17 protein-coding genes are annotated in these 17900 nt (G+C 65.8%); 8 read left to right on the forward strand and 9 right to left on the reverse strand.

Features of this window, described 5'->3' with window-relative positions; all coding sequences use genetic code 11:
* From istA to L284_RS34305, 9 genes are all read right to left on the reverse strand, one after another.
* The coding region (gene istA / locus L284_RS34265; protein ID WP_031342025.1) for an IS21 family transposase at positions 1–617 on the reverse strand (617 nt) is incomplete at its 3' end.
* 104 nt (positions 618–721) lie between these two features.
* Positions 722–1216: a tyrosine-type recombinase/integrase gene (locus tag L284_RS34270; protein WP_021233847.1), complete on the reverse strand. Its 495-nt coding sequence runs from the start codon at positions 1214–1216 to the stop codon at positions 722–724.
* 243 nt (positions 1217–1459) lie between these two features.
* A complete protein-coding gene (locus L284_RS34275) occupies positions 1460–1774 on the reverse strand; it encodes a TM2 domain-containing protein (protein WP_021233848.1) in 315 nt (104 codons plus the stop codon).
* A gap of 79 nt (positions 1775–1853) precedes the next feature.
* Positions 1854–5114, reverse strand: coding sequence for an error-prone DNA polymerase (locus L284_RS34280; protein WP_021233849.1), 3261 nt, complete (start codon positions 5112–5114; stop codon positions 1854–1856).
* The gene (locus L284_RS34285; protein ID WP_327194209.1) at positions 5111–6643 is read right to left on the reverse strand and encodes a Y-family DNA polymerase; all 1533 of its coding nucleotides are present in this window, start codon (positions 6641–6643) and stop codon (positions 5111–5113) included. Before L284_RS34285 ends, L284_RS34280 begins: the two co-directional genes overlap by 4 nt.
* The gene (locus L284_RS48210; protein ID WP_021233851.1) at positions 6531–7271 is read right to left on the reverse strand and encodes an ImuA family protein; all 741 of its coding nucleotides are present in this window, start codon (positions 7269–7271) and stop codon (positions 6531–6533) included. The genes L284_RS34285 and L284_RS48210 overlap by 113 nt, the downstream gene beginning before the upstream one ends.
* A gap of 174 nt (positions 7272–7445) precedes the next feature.
* Positions 7446–8249, reverse strand: coding sequence for an enoyl-ACP reductase FabI (gene fabI / locus L284_RS34295; RefSeq protein ID WP_021233852.1), 804 nt, complete (start codon positions 8247–8249; stop codon positions 7446–7448).
* On the reverse strand, positions 8246–9208 hold the full coding sequence (locus L284_RS34300) for a YihY/virulence factor BrkB family protein (protein ID WP_081673970.1): 963 nt from the start codon (positions 9206–9208) through the stop codon (positions 8246–8248). The genes fabI and L284_RS34300 overlap by 4 nt, the downstream gene beginning before the upstream one ends.
* Before the next feature lie 176 nt (positions 9209–9384).
* Positions 9385–10350 carry a DnaJ C-terminal domain-containing protein gene (locus L284_RS34305; RefSeq protein ID WP_021233854.1) on the reverse strand — a complete coding sequence of 322 codons (966 nt, stop codon included), beginning with the start codon at positions 10348–10350 and terminating at the stop codon, positions 9385–9387.
* Positions 10351–10525: 175 nt separating this feature from the next.
* Here L284_RS34305 and pdxH point away from each other — a divergent pair, with 175 nt between their 5' ends.
* From pdxH to L284_RS34345, 8 genes are all read left to right on the forward strand, one after another.
* Positions 10526–11143, forward strand: a complete 618-nt coding sequence (gene pdxH, locus L284_RS34310) for a pyridoxamine 5'-phosphate oxidase (protein ID WP_021233855.1) — start codon at positions 10526–10528, stop codon at positions 11141–11143.
* 8 nt (positions 11144–11151) lie between these two features.
* Positions 11152–12081 (forward strand): cation diffusion facilitator family transporter, encoded by a 930-nt coding sequence (locus L284_RS34315; RefSeq protein ID WP_021233856.1) that lies wholly within the window; start codon positions 11152–11154, stop codon positions 12079–12081.
* A gap of 149 nt (positions 12082–12230) precedes the next feature.
* Positions 12231–12965 carry a sterol desaturase family protein gene (locus L284_RS34320; protein WP_031342032.1) on the forward strand — a complete coding sequence of 245 codons (735 nt, stop codon included), beginning with the start codon at positions 12231–12233 and terminating at the stop codon, positions 12963–12965.
* Entirely contained in the window at positions 12932–13381 is a 450-nt protein-coding gene (locus tag L284_RS34325; protein ID WP_021233858.1) for a DUF2141 domain-containing protein, read from the forward strand. Before L284_RS34320 ends, L284_RS34325 begins: the two co-directional genes overlap by 34 nt.
* 49 nt (positions 13382–13430) lie before the next feature.
* A complete protein-coding gene (locus L284_RS34330) occupies positions 13431–14720 on the forward strand; it encodes an MFS transporter (RefSeq protein WP_021233859.1) in 1290 nt (429 codons plus the stop codon).
* A 74-nt stretch (positions 14721–14794) separates the two neighbouring features.
* Positions 14795–15586: a PAS domain-containing protein gene (locus tag L284_RS46860; protein WP_021233860.1), complete on the forward strand. Its 792-nt coding sequence runs from the start codon at positions 14795–14797 to the stop codon at positions 15584–15586.
* A gap of 112 nt (positions 15587–15698) precedes the next feature.
* Positions 15699–17057, forward strand: coding sequence for a M48 family metalloprotease (locus L284_RS34340; RefSeq protein ID WP_021233861.1), 1359 nt, complete (start codon positions 15699–15701; stop codon positions 17055–17057).
* Positions 17058–17141: 84 nt separating this feature from the next.
* Positions 17142–17855: a DsbA family protein gene (locus L284_RS34345; RefSeq protein WP_021233862.1), complete on the forward strand. Its 714-nt coding sequence runs from the start codon at positions 17142–17144 to the stop codon at positions 17853–17855.
* The last annotated feature ends 45 nt before the right edge of the window (positions 17856–17900 follow it).

Consider the following 17900-nt stretch of genomic DNA (forward strand, 5'->3'; position numbering starts at 1 on the left):
ATCTTGTCGACAGCAGTCCTCATATTATCGAAGATCCCACGCTGGGGCACGCCGCCCAGCACCCTGAACGCCTGCGTCAGCGCGTCGAACAGCATCTCATGGGTCTGCAGCAGATAGGCTCGGACGATGAAGGCGCGGCTATGCGCCAGTTTGGTATGGGCGACCTGTAGCTTCGTCGGCTTGCCATCCAGCACGGCATAGTCCTCGCTCCAGTCGAACTGGAATGCCTCGCCAGGCTGGAAAACCAGGGGCACGAATGTTCCACGTCCGCTGGTCTGCTGCTCATACTGCAGCTCGGTCCGCCACCGTCGGGCAAAAGCGGCAACCCGGTTATAAGAGCCATCGTATCCCAGCTCGACCAGATCAGCATGCAACTGCTTGGCAGTCCGCCTTTGTTTACGGGACTTCTTGGATTCCACTCGCAACCAGGCCGTCAGCTTCTCGGCGTAAGGGTCGAGTTTGCTCGGCCGGATCGGAACCTTGAAGCTCGGCTCAATCGCGTCAGAACGCAGATATTTGCGGATGGTATTGCGGGACAGGCCGGTCCGCCTCTTGATCTCGCGAATGGAGATCTTCTGCCGGAAATGCCACCGGCGGATCACACTGAGTAAGTCCATGTTGATCACTCCACGACCCTCCGACTGGCAGCCGGAGGCGAGGGAAACATGGGTCAATTCTCAATGGTAATTTATACGTCCCCCGGGTCACATCTCAGTGGCAATCAACACCCTATGCGCATACGGAGCTTGCGGGCCAGTTCGGGCTTCGTGGTCCAGATCGGCGTCAGCACCTTCTGGATGTTGGCCGCCTCGATCGTATCGACCCGGCGGTTGCCCAGCGAGGGGAAGGCATAGGTTTCCAAGGAGGAGAGGAACGCGTCAGCGCTTTTCCCGACCCATCCGGATTTGAGGGCAGCGTGCGTCTTCTTGGCCGCTTCCTTGAAGGTGGGGATGGGGCGCCGGTCACGATCGCGCTCGGCGATAGGATCGCGACCGTTCAGGGCATGTTTGCGCAGCTCGACGGCCTTCACACGGGCCTCGGCCAAGGTGAGGGCGGCTAGCGAACCAAGGCCAATATCGCGGCGCATCTTGTCGCGCTGCACCCGCAGGATCCAGGACTTAGCGCCCGTGGGCTTCACGACCAGATAGAGCCCATCGCCATCGCCGTGACGCCCGGGCTTTGCATTCTTCACACCAAGGGCGTTGAGCTTGCCCATCCAGTTCCCTCATCCGTTACCACATAACATCGTGGTTTGTGGCGAATGAGGGCGAAGATAGGCGAAGGCTGTTACTGTCACAAGCCCGGATTTCTGAGCGAGTCGTGAAGGTCGGCGAAGAATGGCGGAGAAAGAGTTATGATCCTGTCGGGTGCACCATTCCTCCATTTTTATGTCCAGCACCGTCTTCGGGCGGGGACGTCCTGTTCGGGCGGCGTCGTGCGCCGCCCGCGGTTTGAGGCTTCAGGCGAGGACGCGGTGGACCAGGTTGGTGTTGTACTGCCGCAGCCATCCCGGGATCAGGAAGGCATCGACCAGAACCCAGATGCCGAGCGGGGTCAGGAAAAGCAGGCCGAAGCCGAAGATCCAGATCGTGGACCAGCCCAGCAGGAAGAGCACGAGTTGGACGATGCCGCCGGCGGCTTTGCCGGCGTAGAAGCGGTGGGCGCCGAGCGCGCCGAGGAAGAACCACAGCAGATAGGTCACTCCGGTGGACTTCGCATTGGCTTGATAGAGCAGGCCTGCCATCGCCGCGTTCGATGAATCCGTGTTCGACATCGTTACCCCCGTTTTGGAAAAGACAAGCGGCGGGGATATGGTCATGTCTCTCATAAATCACGGATTTTCATCAGGTCGATCAATGGAAATCTCTCGATCGAGGAAGAATCCGCACATTGCGGGGATGCTGAGGGCGGACGAATTCGTCGGCGCGCGAGAGTTGCAGATGGGTTTCGTGGTCATGCGACAGGCGTTTCAGTTCGAGGGTGCGATCATGGATGGAATGGGCCATGACATGGATGACGCCCTCGGGGCTGTGTTGGACTAGTCCTTCCACCAGCATCAGGCGGGCCGCCATCACCGGGCGGCGATAGATTTCGAACAGCCGCGCCCAGATCACCACGTTGGCTATGCCGCTTTCGTCCTCCATCGTGACGAAGATGGCGTTGCCCTTGCCGGGACGTTGGCGAATCAGCACCACGCCGGCGACTTTCACGCGCTTGCCGTTCTTTGCTTCTGCCAATTCGGCGCAGCTCAGCACGCCCTCGGCTGCGAAGACCGGGCGGAGGAACGCCATCGGGTGGGCCTTCAGGGAGAGGCGGGTGGTCTGGTAATCCGCCGCGACTTGCTCCGACAGCGGCATGGCGGGCAGGGCGGCATCGGGTTCCTCCCCCAGTTCGCGGGCGCGGGCAGCGGCGAAGAGGGGAAGTTCGCCGGTCGGCGTGCGGCGCGCTTCCCAGAGGCCTTCGCGCCGGTCCAGGCCGATCGAGCGCAAGGCGTCGGCATCGGCCAGCAGGTTGAGGGCACGTTGCGGCAGGTGGGCGCGGCGGGCGAGGTCTTCGAGGTTGGCGTAGGGGCGGTGGCTCTTGATCCCCTCTGCCCAGTTTTTGCGAAAACCGCTGATCTGTCGGAGGCCCAGGCGGAGCGCGAGTTCGCCTTTCGCGCTCCGCTCCAGAGTGCAGTCCCATTCGCTGTGGTTGGCGTCGATCTGGCGTACTTCGACGCCGTGCTCCTGCGCGCAGCGGACGATCTGGGCCGGGGCGTAGAAGCCCATGGGCTGCGAATTCAGCAGGGCGGCGGCGAAAATGGCCGGATAGTGGTGCTTGATATAGGCGGAAACCCAGACCAGCCGGGCGAAGGCGAGGGCGTGGCTTTCCGGGAAGCCGTAGCTGCCGAAGCCCTTGATCTGCTGGAAGCAGCGCTCGGCGAAGTCCTTCTGGTAGCCGCGTGCCACCATGCCGTTTACCATCTTGCCGTGCAGGGTGCCGATCGTGCCGACATTGCGGAAGGTGGCCATGGCCCGGCGGAGCTGGTTGGCTTCGGCATCGGAGAAGTTCGCGGCGGTGATGGCGAGCCGCATGGCCTGTTCCTGGAACAGCGGAACGCCCTTGGTCTTGCCGAGCACTTCATAGAGTTCTTCGGGATCATGCGGGGGGGCGGGAGAAGGAAATTCCGGTTTCTCGATTCCTTGCCTGCGGCGAAGGTAAGGATGCACCATGTCTCCCTGAATCGGACCGGGACGGACGATGGCGACCTGAATGACGAGGTCGTAGAATTCCTTGGGCTTCAAACGAGGCAGCATGTTCATCTGAGCCCGGCTTTCCACCTGGAATACGCCGATGCTGTCGCCCTTCTGAAGCATCTCGTAGACTGCGCGGACATGGGGAGGGTTGTCCCTGTAGTCCTTCTCGTCACCCGGCACTGAACTGAGCTGGTACTGGCGGCCGATGTGAGTCTCGATCAATTCGAAGGCCTTGCCGATGCAGGTCAGCATGCCAAGCGCCAGAATGTCGACTTTCATCAGCTTCAGCGTGTCGATGTCGTCCTTGTCCCATTCGATGAAAGTGCGGTCCTTCATGGCGGCGTTGTGGATCGGCACCGTTTCGTCGAGACGGTCCTGCGTCAGCACGAAGCCGCCGACATGTTGCGAGAGGTGGCGGGGGAAATTCAGGATCGTCCCGATGAAGCGATTGACCCTGGCGATCGTTGGGTTGTCGGGATCGAGGCCCGCTTCGAGGCAACGGTTGCGATCGTAATCGGCAGCGTAGCTGCCCCAGACGGTACTGGCCAGGCGGGCGGTGACGTCCTCGGTCAGGCCCAGGGCCTTGCCGACTTCGCGGGCGGCGCTGCGCGAGCGGTAATGGATTACGGTGGCGGCGATGCCAGCCCGTTCACGGCCATAGCGCTTGTAGATGTACTGCATCACTTCCTCCCGCCGCTCGTGCTCGAAGTCGACGTCGATGTCCGGCGGCTCCTTGCGCTCGGTGGAGATGAAGCGGGAGAACAGCAGGTTGTGCTTCATGGGATCGACGGCGGTGATCCCGAGGATGAAGCAGACCGCCGAATTGGCGGCGGAACCGCGGCCCTGGCAGAGAATGCCCTGACCTTGCGCCCACTGGACGATATCGTGGACGGTGAGGAAGTAGGCCGCGTATTGTTCTCCTTCGATGATCCTGAGTTCCTCGGAAAGAAGCCGGTCCAGCTTTTCGGGGATGCCCTGAGGATGAAGTTCGCCGGCGCGGCTCCAGACCAGTTCCTCCAGCCAGCCCTGCGGGGTGTAGCCATAGGGGACGGGTTCGTGGGGGTAGCTGTAGCTCAGATCGTCGAGCTTGAAGACGATGCCGTTCATGAAGTCTTGGGTGGCGGCGATCGCTTCGGGGGCGGCGGCGAAGAGGCGGGCCATTTCGGCGGCGGGTTTCAGGTGCCGCTCGGCATTGGCGGCAAGGCGGCGGCCGGCGGCCTGGACGGTGGTCTTCTCGCGGATCGCGGTCATGACGTCGTGCAGGGGGCGGGACTCTGGGCCGTCGTACTGGGCGTCGTTGATGGCGATCAGCGGGACGCCGGTGGAGGCTGCCTGTTCGCGCAAGGCGATGAGGCGGCGGGCGTCACGGCCCTGACGCAGCATCGTCGCGCCCAGCCAGACCTTGCCGGGGGCGGCATCGCGGAGCCGGCATAGAAATTCGTCCGAGGCGGGCGTGGCGACGATCAGTTGCATCTCCTCCAGGAAGTCGAGGAGGTCGCTGAAATGCAGCACACAGCTGCCCTTGGTCGTGCGCAAGTTCCCGGTGGTGAGCAGGCGGGTGAGTCGTCCCCAGCCATAGCGGGTGCTGGGATAGGCAAGGATTTCCGGAGTATCGTCGGCGAAGACCAGCCGCGCGCCGACCATGAGGCGGAACGGGGGCAGGGTAACGCCTTCCTCTGCCTGCTCTTCCGCGAATAGCCGTAGAGCGGCGAGGGCGCGGGCGACGCCGGATACCGTATTGCGGTCGGCAATGCCGATGCCGGGGTGGCCGAGATTCAGGGCGGCGAGCGCCATCTCGCCCGGCGTGCTCGCGCCGCGCAGGAAGGAATAGGCGGTCGTCGTCGCGAACTCGACGTAGGATGGCCCTTTGTCACTCATGCGAAGACGCCGTGGAGATACCAGCGAGGATCGGCCTTCTCGCTGCCGTAGAGGCCATGGCGGAACAGCCAGAAGCGGCGGCCGTCCTCGTCCTCGATGCGGTAGTAGTCGCGGGTGGGGCCGGTGGCCTCGACCGTCTTCCACCAGGGATAGGCGAGGCGTTCCGGCCCTTCCTGCCGCACCACCCGGTGCTGCCGCCCCTGCCAGCCGAACCGGCGCGGCGGACCGTCCGGCACTTCGGCCAGCACGGTGACCGGCTGGGGCGGCTCGAACAGGAACAGCGGGCGCAAGGGCGGCTCGCCCGCTTCCGGCTGGGGCCAGGGTTGCCGTGGGGACGCGGCCGGGACCAGCCGATCGGCATATTCCGGCAAGTGCTCGTCGCGCGGGGCGAAGCGGTGAAGGCATTCGGCGCCGAAGCGCACCTGCAGGCGGTCGAGCAAAGGGGCGAGGTCGGGCCTGCCGGTATCCTCCTCGTCCAACCGGTCCTGCCCCTCGGACACGTCTTCGTGCAAGGGAACGGACATGCGCAGGAGGTCGTAGCCGAAGCCCGGATCGAGTGGGTCGGACAGCGAATCTATACGCTCGCGGAAAAGCCGCACGACATCGGCGGGTTCGCGCAGCGGCAACCCGCTGTCGATGGCCAGCCGGGCGACATGGCCATCGGTGCGGAACAGCGAGACTTCGTAGCGGCGCCCCCCGCGTCCGCGCGCCACGAGCAGGTCGCGTGCCTGTCCCGCCAGCCGTTCGATCACGCCGAGCAGGGGTTTGACCGTGGCCATCGGCTCGGCGAAACGCTGCTCCACCCAGATCGGGGGCAGGGCGCGATGCGGGGTGATGCGCCGGTCCTGCTCTTCCAGCAGATGGGCAAGCGCGATGGACATGGCCTTGCCGAACCGGGCCACAAGGGGCGCGCGGGGGCGATCGGCGAGCTGGCCGATGGTGCGCAGCCCGGCGCGCCCAAGGGCGAGGTGGGCATCGCCTTCGAGCCCCAGCGCCGCCACCGGCAGTTCGCGCACGGATCGCTTGCCGAACCGGGCGAGGGCCAGGGCGGCATCCGGGGTTCCCGCGCAGGCCGCCAGCGCGCGAAAGCCCAGCCGGGACAGGCGGGCGACGAGATCGTCCCGGACCCCGGTCTCATCCATGGCCAGGATGTCGAAGCAGCCGGTGAGGTCCAGCACCAGGGCATCGTCGCCGTGAGGCGCGACGGTGGGGGTATAGCGTTCGCAGGCTTCGGCCAGGCGCAGGAGCAGGGCATGATCGGCTTCGGGGCGGTGCTCCAGGGCGGCGAGATCGGGTTCCTGCGCGCGGGCGTCGGCCAGCATCATGCCCGCCGACAGGCCAAGCGTGAGCGCGGCGGGTGATAGCGCCATGATGCGCTGCGCTCCGCGCTGCTTGGCGATGAGGGCGAAAGCCGCGTCAGGCGGCGCTGCGCCTTCCCGCATCGCCCGTTCGGACGGCAGGAAGGGCAGGGTTATCGCCAGATAGCGGCGCTCGGCCCGATCTTGGGGCTTGGAAGGCGCTGCGCTCACGATCCCATTCCAGTTGCAGGTTGAGGCCATCGCGCCCGCCGCGACGGCGCAGCAGGGTCACGTCGAAAACCGGACCGCCCGGCGCATTGCCCGGTAGGGGAACCGAAGGGGCGCTGGCGACCTGCCAGCGGGTATGGGCGGCGCTGGGCGTGGGGTCGGCGCCGCTGCGCACGATCATGACCATGGTGCCGCTCTGCTCCGCCGCCAGGGCGAGGCGCCGGGACGCGGTAAGATCGAAGGCCGGCGCGCGCCCGTCCATCTCCATCACCACCGCCCCCGCGCCGCCATGGCGAACGCAGTCGATGGCCGCACGTAACAGGCTCTGGAGATCGGGCAGGCGCATGAGGACCATTGTCGCGGGGTCTATGCCCAGTTCGGCCAGGCCGGGGGCATAAGGACGCTGCCGGGCCTGTCTGCTTTTCGCCAGGCGCAACCAGAGCGACGGCTCTCCATTCCGGCGTGCCTGGACCGCGCAGAGCAGTCCGAGCGCCAGTGCAGCAGCGCCGTCCTGCTCGCCGGCGGCATAGAATTCATGCACCCCGTCCTGCCGCAAAGGCGCATCCGGCCAACCCTCCAGGCTTGGCTGCACCAGACTGGCAGCGGGTTTGAGGCGACTCGAATCGAACATTTGTTCTTTTTATGTTCTATCCTTGTTCAAGGCAATCGGGGAGGGATAAGGCTGGTGGACAGTCCCGAGGTATCCCCAGAAACCGTCGGTAAGATGGGGATGTCGAGCATGAGGCAGCACGAAAAAGGGGCCGGAAGTTTCCTCCCGACCCCTTTTCAATCCAGATCGCGTCGATCAGCTCAGCGCAATGTCCGGTGCGTCTTCCTGCTTCATGCCGACGAGGTGATAGCCCGAGTCGACATGGTGGACTTCGCCGGTAACGCCCGCCGACAGATCGGACAGGAAGTAAAGCGCCGAGCCGCCCACATCCTCGATCGTGGTGTTGCGGCGCAGCGGCGAGTTCAGTTCGTTCCACTTCAGGATGTAGCGGAAATCGCCGATGCCGCTGGCGGCCAGGGTCTTGACGGGCCCCGCCGAGATCGCGTTGACGCGGATGTTCTGCGGGCCGAGGTCGTTGGCGAGATACTTCACCGAGGTTTCCAGCGCCGCCTTGGCCACGCCCATGACGTTGTAGTGCGGCACGACCTTCTCGGCGCCGTAGTAGGTCAGCGTCAGGATCGAGCCGCCCTCGCGCATCATCGGTTCCGCGCGCTTGGTGACGGCGACGAGGCTATAGGCCGAGATGTTCATCGTCATCAGGAAGTTGTCGAGGCTGGTGTCGACGTACTTGCCGCGCAGCTCGTTCTTGTCCGAGAAGCCGATGGCGTGGACGACGAAGTCGATCGTCTCCCAGCGCTCCGCCAGCTTTTCGAAGGCGCCGTCCAGCGCGGCCATGTCGGAAACGTCGCAATCGATGAGGAAATCGCTGCCGAGGCTTTCGGCCAGCGGCTTCACGCGCTTGGCCAGCGCATCGCCCTGATAGGAGAAGGCCAGCTCGGCGCCCTGTTCGTGCAGCTTCTTCGCGATGCCCCAGGCCAGGGACTTGTCATTGGCAAGGCCCATGATCAGGCCGCGTTTACCCTGCATCAGACCGGTCATTCTTGTTCTTCCTGTACTTCGTTGTTCTGTGCAGCGGCGCTGCTTTTCCCGTCCGGATGCCCGGCAAGCATCTCCTGCTCCTCGGGACTGACGGCAAGGGCGGCGTTGAGTTCCGCGCCCGCGACCATCCCTAGTCCGACAACCCAGAAAAAGAAAAGCGCGATCATCACTCCGGCGAGACTTCCGTACGTCAAATCGTAAGCGATGAAATTGCGCAACACTTTCGGCAGCACCCAGGCAGCGCCCAGCCACCAGCCCGCAACGAGCAGGGGACCGGGCCACTTGGGATATCGCCGTGCCTGATAACGCCCCGGTGTCAAAAGGAAAAACAAGGCGTAAAGCGAGGCGAACAGGGTGCCCGCGGTGACGGCGCGAGATATGCCGATCTGGTAGTTGAAGGCCTTGAGTGCCGGAAACAGCGTCAGCACCACATCCTCGATCAGCGAAATCAGCACTTGCGAGGACAGGGAAAGCAGCAGCAGCAGCACCGATCCGAAGATCAGCCCGGTAGATGCCAGCCGGTTTCGCCAAAATCGCAGGGTCTTGGTCGTGCCGTAGGCGCGGTGGAGAAGGTCGCGGATGGTCTCGATCAGGCTGGTCGCGGTCCACAGGCCGAGCACGCCGCCGACCCACAGCAGCCAGCCGTGCCGCGCCGCCACGGCATCGCGGGCGACCGGGGCGAGGGCATCCTCCACCCGCGGCGGCAGCGCGTTGAGCACGGCATGGATGGCGCTTTCCAGCTGTCCCTGCTCGCCCAGCGCGGAATAGATGGCGGCCAGCGCGATGAAGAAGGGAAACAGCGCCACGATCGTCATGTAGGCGAAGTTGCCGGCGTGGATGAAGCCGTCTTCCCAGGTTCCGGCGACGACCCGCTTGACCACGACATAGGCGCGGCTGGAGGGATCGGGCCGGGGAAACCGGTCCTGCATTTCCTGCCAGCCCAATTCCCTCCAGCCCATTTCCCTCCAGCGAAGGGCGGCGCGGCGCCGGTCCTCGGGCGTTATCGCGGCAGGCGTTGTCGTTTCTGGCGGCGGGGCGGCGTTCACCGGCCGGCGATAGACGCTGCGGGCAGGATGTTCAAATCTCGGAGGAAATCAGGAAGGGCGAAAGGGAAGACCATGCTCGCCCTTCCCCGTCAGATTCCGAGTTTGGCGCGCACGTCGCGCGCATCCTTCCAGCCTTCCAGCCGCTTGGCGAGATCGGCGTCGCTTTCGGGCAAGACGATCTGCAGGCTGATCAGCAGGTCGCCGCGCGAACCGTCCTTGCGGGTCATGCCGCGCCCCTTGAGGCGCAGGACCTTGCCCGAGCTGGCACCGGCGGGAACCGAGAGCATCACCGCGCCAGCCGCCGTGGGAGCCTTGACCTTGCCGCCATGCAGCGCCTCGTCAAGAGTGATCGGCAGGTCCACGCGCAAGTCGTCGCCGTCCTGGCGGAAGAAGGCGTGGGGCTGGATCTGGATGGTGACGATGGCATCGCCTGCGCCGCCGGGTCCAGCCTCGCCCTTGCCGGCAAGGCGCATCTGGGTGCCGTCTTCAAGGCCATTCGGCAGCTTGAGGTCGATCGTCTTGCCGTCCGACAGAGTGATTCGCTGGGGTTTCAGCTCTGCCGCGTCGGGGAGCGGGACCGAGAGGCGGTAGTTCACGTTGCCGCCGCGCGGCGCGGCGCGGGTGCGGGCTCCACCGCCGCCCATGCCGCCGAAACCGCCGGCACCGCGCTGGTTGCCGCCGCCGAAGATGCCGCCGAACAGGTCTTCCAGGTCGATGCCGTCGTTGCCGCCGAACCCGCCGGAGAAGCCGCGCTGCCCGCCGGGACCGCCGCCGAACCCGGCTCCGCCGAACCCGCCGCTGCCGCCGCCGAACCCGCCGAAGCCCATGGGATTGCCCTCGGCATCGATTTCGCCGCGATCGAACCGGGCCCGCTTGTCCTTGTCGGAAAGCAGGTCATAGGCGCCGGTCACCTCGGAGAAACGCTCCGCGGCCTTGGGGTTGTCCTTGTTGGTATCGGGGTGGAGTTCCTTCGCCAGCTTGCGATAGGCGGACTTGATGTCCTTTTCGCTGGCCGTGCGCGATACGCCAAGGGTGGAATAAGGGTCTGCTGCCATGGCATCCTAGCTAGGTGTGGACGAGCCGGACGGCAAGCGGTGCTTTTCTCCTTCCGGCGGCGCGTCTATGCACTGGCCCTATGCCCGAATGCCATCGAGAAATGCCGCGATATCGGCAGTTTCCGGTGGAGAGTGGCCAGGTACGTATTTTGGGCAGGCAATTCAGGAAGCGAAGATGGAAGCTGAACAGGCGCGCGAAGTCATCCCCCACGGCGATCCTTTCGCCCTCTTCCAGGTCTGGTACGACGAGGCGCGGGAGACCGAGCCCAACGATTCGAATGCCATGGCCCTCGCCACCGCGACGCCGGGCGGGCTGCCGTCGGTGCGCATGGTCCTGCTCAAGGGCTACGGGCCGGAAGGCTTCGTGTTCTACACCAATGGCCATAGCCGCAAGGGGCAGGAGATCGCGGTCAATCCCCACGTCGCCCTGCTGTTCCACTGGAAGAGCCTGCGCCGCCAGATCCGCATCGAGGGCGAACTGACGCCGGTCACGCCAGAGGAAGCCGATGCCTACTTCCATTCGCGAGCCCGCGATTCGCAGCTTGGCGCGCTCGCTTCCGACCAGTCGGCCCTGCTCGACAGCCGCGAGACCTTCCTGACCCGCTACGAGGATGCCCGCGCGCGGTTCGCGGAAGGCGAGATCGAGCGCCCCGCGCACTGGACCGGCTACCGCGTGGTGCCCGCCGCCATAGAGTTCTGGCAGGACCGGCCCTACCGCCTTCATGAACGCCGCCGCTTCGTGCGCCATGACGATGCGCCGGGCGGCTGGGTCAGCTCGCTTCTCTATCCTTGAGCCCAAACTTGCACGAACACGCCAAACTGACGCGCAGCGCCGCTTTCGCCAGCATCGGCGTGGCCGTGCTGCTGCTCGGCCTGAAGGGTTGGGCGGCCTGGTCCACCGGCTCCACGGCGATGCTTGGCAGCCTGGCGGACACCACGCTCGATCTGGTGGCCAGCATCGCCACGCTGCTCGGTGTCTGGATCGGCGCGCAGCCGGCGGATGACAAGCACCGTTTCGGCCACGGCAAGGCCGAGGCGATCGCGGCTATGTTCCAGATCGTGCTGATCTCGATCTCGGCCCTCGCCATCGCCAGCCGCGCGGTGGAGGAGTTCGTCGCGGGCAGCCGGGTGGAGAGCGCCGGCAGCGGCATCGCCGTTTCCGGCGTTGCGATCGCGCTGACTCTGGGCCTGGTCGCCTGGCAGCGTCACGTCGTGCGCCGCACCGGCAGCATCGCCATCCAGACCGACAGCGTCCACTACCAGTCGGACCTCCTGCTCAACGTGGCGGTGATCGTCGCGCTGGTCCTGGAGCACTATGCCGGGCTGAAGGGCGCGGACCCGCTGTTCGGTCTCGGGATCGCCGGATGGCTCGCCTGGGGCGCCTGGCAAGCCTCGCAGGACGTGCTCGACCAGTTGATGGATCATGAGTGGCCCGAGGAGAAGAAGGACCGCTTTCTCCAGGTGCTGGCGCACCATCCCGACATCACCGGCGTCCACGATATGCGCACGCGAACCTCTGGCAACCGGGACTTCGTGCAGTTCCATGTCTGGGTCGATCCCGAGATGACCGTGCGCGAGGCCCACCGGGTGATGGACGAGCTGGAGCACCGGCTGGCGGCGGAATTTCCGGATACGGAGATCCTTATTCATCCCGATCCCGAAGGCCTCGTGGACGAAGCCGGCGCGGCGGGGATGGACGTGCTGCCGCCGATCCGGGTCGCTTTGGATTGAAGGGAGGGGGCAGCCGTACGCGATACGCGGTTCACCGTTCCGTCATCCTGAACCAGCTTCAGAACGACGAGTGAGATTGTGGCAGGGATCGTGACCTTGCAGCGAGATTCGGCTGGCCTCTCGCCCCACCCCGGAGCATAAGCCCCTCGATGCCAGCGATTTCCGGTCCCGGTCTGTGGGCGCTTTGCGTCTCCGCCATCACGATGACGGCGATCGTCGGCCTGCGCTATCTCGGCACTTCGGGCCTGTTCGCCTGGATCACCGCGCGGGTGAGGCCGGGGCTCTATACCGGAATGAACCGCCAGATTCGCGGAGAGATCGGCTGGTCGCTCGCCTCCTCGGCGATCTACGGCATCCCGGCGGGCGTGGTCGCCTGGGGGTGGCAGGCGCATGGCTGGACCCTCATCTACGAAGACCCGCTCGCCCGGCCGCTGTGGTGGATGCCGGTCTCGCTGTTCCTCTACCTTTTCCTGCACGATACCTGGTTCTACTGGACCCATCGCTGGATGCACCGGCCGCGCGTGTTCCGGCTGATGCACGCCGTCCACCATGCCAGCCGTCCGCCCACCGCCTGGGCGGCGATGAGCTTCCACCCGCTGGAAGCCGTGACCGGCGCGGTCGTCGTCCCGGCGCTGGTGTTCGTCGTGCCGATCCATGTCGGCGTGCTGGGACTGGTCCTGACCATCATGACGGTCATGGGCATCGCCAATCACATGGGCTGGGAGATGTTTCCCCGCCGCCTCGTCCACTCGCGTCTGGGCAACTGGCTGATCACGGCCAGTCACCATCACCGCCATCACGAGCTTTATCGATGCAACTACGGCCTCTATTTCCGGTTCTGGGATCATCTTTGCGGCACCGATCGGGGCGTCTCGGCGCCCTGACGCTTGCCTTATCCGCGCCGCTGGTTCTCGGCGCCACCGGAGTTCAGTCCGACGTTACCGCCTCGGTAACGGGGCTGCGCTCGCAGAAAGGGCAGGTCCTGGCCTGTCTCACCACGGATCCGCAGACGTTCCCGAACTGCGACAAGGATCCCCAGGCGCGCAAGCTGACGGTTCCGGCGCGGGGCGAGGTGCACATCGACTTCGGACATGTGCCGGAGGGACGCTATGCGATCTCCCTGGTCCATGACGAAAACGCCAACGGCAAGCTGGATACCGCGCTGATGATCCCGCGCGAGGGCTTCGGCTTCTCGCGCGATGCGCCGGTGCGCATGGGGCCGCCGCGCTTCGAGAAGGCCGCCTTCGACGTCGGGGCCGAGAACACCCGCATGGTGATCAAGATGCGATATCTGCTCTGAGGAAGGACGCAGCCTTGCCGTCATCGGCGCCGCAGCCTAACCCCGGTTCGTGACGAGGGAAGAGGACATCGCCAGGGACGTCGTCGAAACGGCGACCACGGGGCTCGTGGCCCAGCCCGTGCATGGCACCTTTTCGCCGTTCCGTTATCCGGTGTTCCGGGCGATCTGGATCGCCAACCTGTTCTCGAACATCGGCGGCACGCTCCAGAGCGTCGGTGCCGCCTGGCTGATGACAGAACTGACGCCCTCGCACCAGCTGGTGTCGCTGGTGCAGGCTTCGGCCACCGTGCCGATCATGCTCTTCGGCGTCTTTGCCGGGGCGATTGCCGACAATTACGATCGCCGGCTGGTGATGCTGGCAGCGCAGATCGGCATGCTGGTGGTCTCGGCCGCGCTGGCGATCATGAGCTGGCTGGGCTGGCTGACGCCGTTCCTGCTGCTGGCCTTCACGCTCAGCGTGGGCACGGGCACGGCGCTCAACTCGCCCGCGTGGCAGGCCTCGGTGCGCCAGCAGGTTCCCCGCGACCAGTTGCCGCAGGCGATCGCGCTCAATTCGATCTCCTTCAACATCGCCCGCTCGATCGGGCCTGCCCTGGGCGGGGTGCTGATTTCGCTGTGGGATGCATCCTTCGCCTTTGCGATCAATGCGATGAGCTATATCGGACTGATCGTGGTCCTGCTCTGGTGGCGCCCCGCGGCGCGGCAGATCGACCGGCGGCCGATCCTGCCCGCGGTCGCCACCGGCATCCGCTACTGCTTCGGCAACGCTCCCTTGCGGCGCCTGCTTATTCGCGGTTTCGCGCTCGGTTTCAGCCTTGCCGCCTACCAGGGACTGCTGCCGGCCGTGGTCAGCGGGCCGATGCGGGGGACGGAGATCGACTTCGGCGTCATGCTCGGGCTGTTCGGAATCGGATCGATCGCCACCGCCCCCTTCATCGGCCGCATCCGCCACGCCATGGGCCTGGAGGGCATCCTGGCGCTCGGTTCGGCCATGTTCGTCTTCTCGTTCTGGGTTCTGGCCGCCGCCGCCGAACTGTTCCAGGCTTTTCCCGCCGCTGTCGTGGCGGGAAGTGCCTGGGTGCTGATCCTGACCACGCTCAACACCGCCGTCCAGCTTCGCTCGCCCGACGAGATCCTGGGGCGCTGCCTGTCGATCTACCAGGCTGCGACTTTCGGCGGCATGGCACTGGGCGCCTGGACCTGGGGCATGGTCGCCGACGTGCGGAGCCTGCCGTTCGCGCTCCACGCCGCCTCGGTGTTCCTGATCCTGTCCTTTGCAGTGCTGCGCATGATCGCCCCGCTGCCGCGCCTGGGTGAGGGCGTGATCCGCCCGAAATAGCCGGGGCATCCCGGCTTAAACTTTATTTCACCCTGCAGCCCCAGAAGGAGGCGGCAGGAGCAACGGGGGTATCGATGGACAGCGCAAGCGGCGGATCGGCCGAAGACCTCCTCCTGGAACGGCAAGAGCGCCGCATGCAGGTGCGCGCCTACAATTTCTGGGCGAGCCGCTTGGGAAGCCGCGCCTATCCCGATTTCGCCGACCTTGTTCCCGCCGATTTGCCGGACTTCGGCCCCCACGGCGTCCTGCTCGATCTTGGCGAAAGGGCAGACCGTCCGGCGATCGTCTGGCTGGGCTCGGCGCTGGCAAGGGAAGCCGGGATATCCGGCCCGATGCGGGCCTTGCACGATATACCGGGCCACTCGCTGCTGGCACGGATAACCGATCGTCACGGCGAAGTCCTCGCGAACCGGGCGCCCGTCGGGTTCGAGGATGCATTCGTGAACCGGCAGGGGGTGCAGATCCTCTGTCGCGGCATCCTGCTGCCGTTCTCCCGCGATGGCGTGACGGTGGATGCCATTCTCGGCGTCATCAACGGCAAGGAACGGCCCGACTTCCCCGAGGCCGCGACCGATGACGACTTTGCCCCGCTTCCCTCTTCGCAGCGCGCGGCGGCCTTCGGATCCACGCCCATGACCGAATGGGCGGACGGTCCGGCGGACGGCCGCAGCCCTGCTCCGATGGAGAGGCCAACGGCGCAGCGTCTGCGCGCGCTGCCGCCGCGATCGGCGGAAGATCTCTGCCGTGCCGGCGAGTTCGCCGTGCTCGTCGCCCGGCGCAACGAGCGCGGCGAACTGCTCCTGCTGGGCGAAGTGTCGGATGACGAGGCGTTGATCGACCAGGCGGCGCGACACTTGCTGGGCTGAACCGAGCCGAACAGCGCTCTTGCCAGCGGAAAGGGCGGCGCTAGGCTGGCGCCTCTATCAGCAAGGGTCCGCCTTCAGCGCCCGTTCAGGCCAAGAGGCCCCAAGAGAGACCATGCCTTTCGCGCGAATTGCCGCAGTCCTCCTGAGTTTCCTGGCACTGCTCGGCTGGTCCGTCGTGCCGGCCAGCGCGCAGTCGATCCTGCGCGACGCCGAGACCGAGGCCCTGCTGAAAGACATGGCGAAGCCGCTGATCACGGCGGCGGGGCTCAATCCGAACCACGTCGATATCGTCCTCATCAACGATTCCTCGGTCAATGCCTTCGTCGCCGGCGGGCAGGCGGTCTACGTCAACAGCGGGCTGATCAACCAGGCCGATACCGCCGCTGAAGTGCAGGGCGTGATCGCGCATGAGCTGGGCCACGTCACCGGCGGCCACGCCGTGCTCAACCAGGGCGCCAGGCCAGCTTCCAATATCTCGATCCTCTCGCTCCTGCTCGGCGCGGCCGCCGCGGCGGCCGGCGCGGGCGAGGCGGCGATGGGCGTGATCATGGCCGGGCAGCAGGCGGCCATGGGCAAGTATCTGGCCTATAATCGCTCGCAGGAAGCCTCTGCCGACGCGGCGGGCGCGCAATATCTCTCCGCCGCCGGCATCAGCGGGCGCGGTTCGCTGGAGTTCTTCAAGAAGCTCCAGAACCTCGAATTCCGCTACGGCTACCGCCCGCAGAGCGGGGACGAGTTCTACTCCACCCACCCGCTCACCGGAGACCGCATCCAGACGCTCCAGGACGTCTACGAAAAGGATCCGGCCTGGACCAGGCCGGACGATCCCAAGATCCAGCAGCGCTTCGTCCGCATCAAGGCCAAGCTCTTCGGCTATCTGGCCGAGCCGCGCGACGTGTTCCGCATCTATCCCGAGACCGACAACTCGGTGCCCGCGCACTATGCCCGTGCCTATGCCTATCACCGCCAGTCGCAGCTCGACCGCGCCCGCGCCGAGACCGATGCACTGCTCGCGGTCAATGCCGCCGATCCCTATTTCCTGGAACTCAGGGGCCAGATCCTGCTGGAGTCGGGGCAGGCGGCGGAAGCGCTGGTGCCGCTGCGCAAGGCGACCGAGTTGACCGGCTACCAGCCGCTGATCGCCACCCTGTTCGGCCATGCCCTGATCGCCACCGAGGACCAGGCCCATCTCGCCGAGGCGCAGACCGTGCTGAAAAACGCCGTGGCGCGCGATCGGGAGAACCCCTTCGCCTGGTATCAGCTCGGCGCGATCTATGCCGCGAACGGCGACATGCCGCGCGCTCGCCTGGCCAGCGCCGAGCAGCAGTCGCTCACAGGGCAGATGGATGCTGCGCTGCGAAGCGCGCAGGCGGCCGAGGCGGGCCTGCCCAGCGGCTCGCCCGACTGGCTGCGGGCGCAGGACATCGAGATGCAGGCGCGCGCCGAACTGGAACGCAAGAAGCGCCGATGAACCGGGATTAACGGCGCGGGCTATGGCCGCCGCAACTGCGCTCCGCTAAGGGCGAGGCTCACTCCTACAGGATTATCGACGACGATGGGTAATGGCACGAAGTTCGCAGCGATCGCAGGATGCCTGGTGGCGGTGGTCGGCATCGGCGGCTGGTTCGGCGGCCGCGTCGCGGTGGAGAAGGTCGTGCATGACTACATCCTCGAACATCCCGAAATCCTGCCGCAGGCGATGGAGAACCTGCAGCGCAAGCAGGCCAGCCAGCAACTTGCCGGCGTTCGCCAGAACGTGGAGACGCCGTTCCCCGGAGCCGTGCTGGGGAATCCCGACGGCAAGGTCACGCTGGTCGAATTCAGCGACTATGCCTGCGGCTACTGCCGCCGCAGCTTGCCCGACGTGGCGCAGCTCCTGAAAAGCAACCCGGACCTGCGCATCATCGTGCGCGAACTGCCGATCATCGGCCCGGAGAGCCCCGCCGCCGCCAGGATGGCGCTCGCCGCCGCCGAGCAGGGCAAGTTCCCGCAGTTCCACGATGCCATGTTCGCCATGGGCCAGATAGACGGCCAGAGCATAGAGGCCGCCGCGCAGAAGGCCGGCCTCGACCTGGAGCGTGCGCGCAAGGTGGCCGCCGGTCCCGCCGTCGAGCAGGAGCTTTCGCGCAATCTGGAAATCGCCCAGAGGCTCGGTTTCAGCGGCACGCCGAGCTGGGTCGCGGGAGAGCGGCTGATCTCCGGCGCGGTCGGCGTCGATCAGCTGTCGCAGGCGGTCGCCGAAGCGAGGGGCGGCGAAAAGAAGAGCTGACGCAGAGCGCGGCGCTATTTTCGACGGTTTCCGCTTCGCCAAGAT

It is taken from the genome of Novosphingobium lindaniclasticum LE124 (assembly GCF_000445125.1).
GTDB classification, from domain to species: domain Bacteria; phylum Pseudomonadota; class Alphaproteobacteria; order Sphingomonadales; family Sphingomonadaceae; genus Novosphingobium; species Novosphingobium lindaniclasticum.

What these genes read in the sequence shown, in the direction of transcription:
- pdxH (WP_021233855.1), top strand. Translation starts at nt 10,526, where the DNA reads ATGGAAGCTGAACAGGCGCGCGAAGTCATCCCCCACGGCGATCCTTTC.
- L284_RS34340 (WP_021233861.1), top strand. Translation starts at nt 15,699, where the DNA reads ATGCCTTTCGCGCGAATTGCCGCAGTCCTCCTGAGTTTCCTGGCACTG.
- L284_RS34270 (WP_021233847.1), bottom strand. Translation starts at nt 1,216, where the DNA reads ATGGGCAAGCTCAACGCCCTTGGTGTGAAGAATGCAAAGCCCGGGCGT.
- L284_RS48210 (WP_021233851.1), bottom strand. Translation starts at nt 7,271, where the DNA reads ATGTTCGATTCGAGTCGCCTCAAACCCGCTGCCAGTCTGGTGCAGCCA.
- L284_RS34300 (WP_081673970.1), bottom strand. Translation starts at nt 9,208, where the DNA reads ATGGGCTGGAGGGAATTGGGCTGGCAGGAAATGCAGGACCGGTTTCCC.
- fabI (WP_021233852.1), bottom strand. Translation starts at nt 8,249, where the DNA reads ATGACCGGTCTGATGCAGGGTAAACGCGGCCTGATCATGGGCCTTGCC.
- L284_RS34280 (WP_021233849.1), bottom strand. Translation starts at nt 5,114, where the DNA reads ATGAGTGACAAAGGGCCATCCTACGTCGAGTTCGCGACGACGACCGCC.
- L284_RS46860 (WP_021233860.1), top strand. Translation starts at nt 14,795, where the DNA reads ATGGACAGCGCAAGCGGCGGATCGGCCGAAGACCTCCTCCTGGAACGG.
- L284_RS34320 (WP_031342032.1), top strand. Translation starts at nt 12,231, where the DNA reads ATGCCAGCGATTTCCGGTCCCGGTCTGTGGGCGCTTTGCGTCTCCGCC.
- L284_RS34275 (WP_021233848.1), bottom strand. Translation starts at nt 1,774, where the DNA reads ATGTCGAACACGGATTCATCGAACGCGGCGATGGCAGGCCTGCTCTAT.
- L284_RS34305 (WP_021233854.1), bottom strand. Translation starts at nt 10,350, where the DNA reads ATGGCAGCAGACCCTTATTCCACCCTTGGCGTATCGCGCACGGCCAGC.
- L284_RS34345 (WP_021233862.1), top strand. Translation starts at nt 17,142, where the DNA reads ATGGGTAATGGCACGAAGTTCGCAGCGATCGCAGGATGCCTGGTGGCG.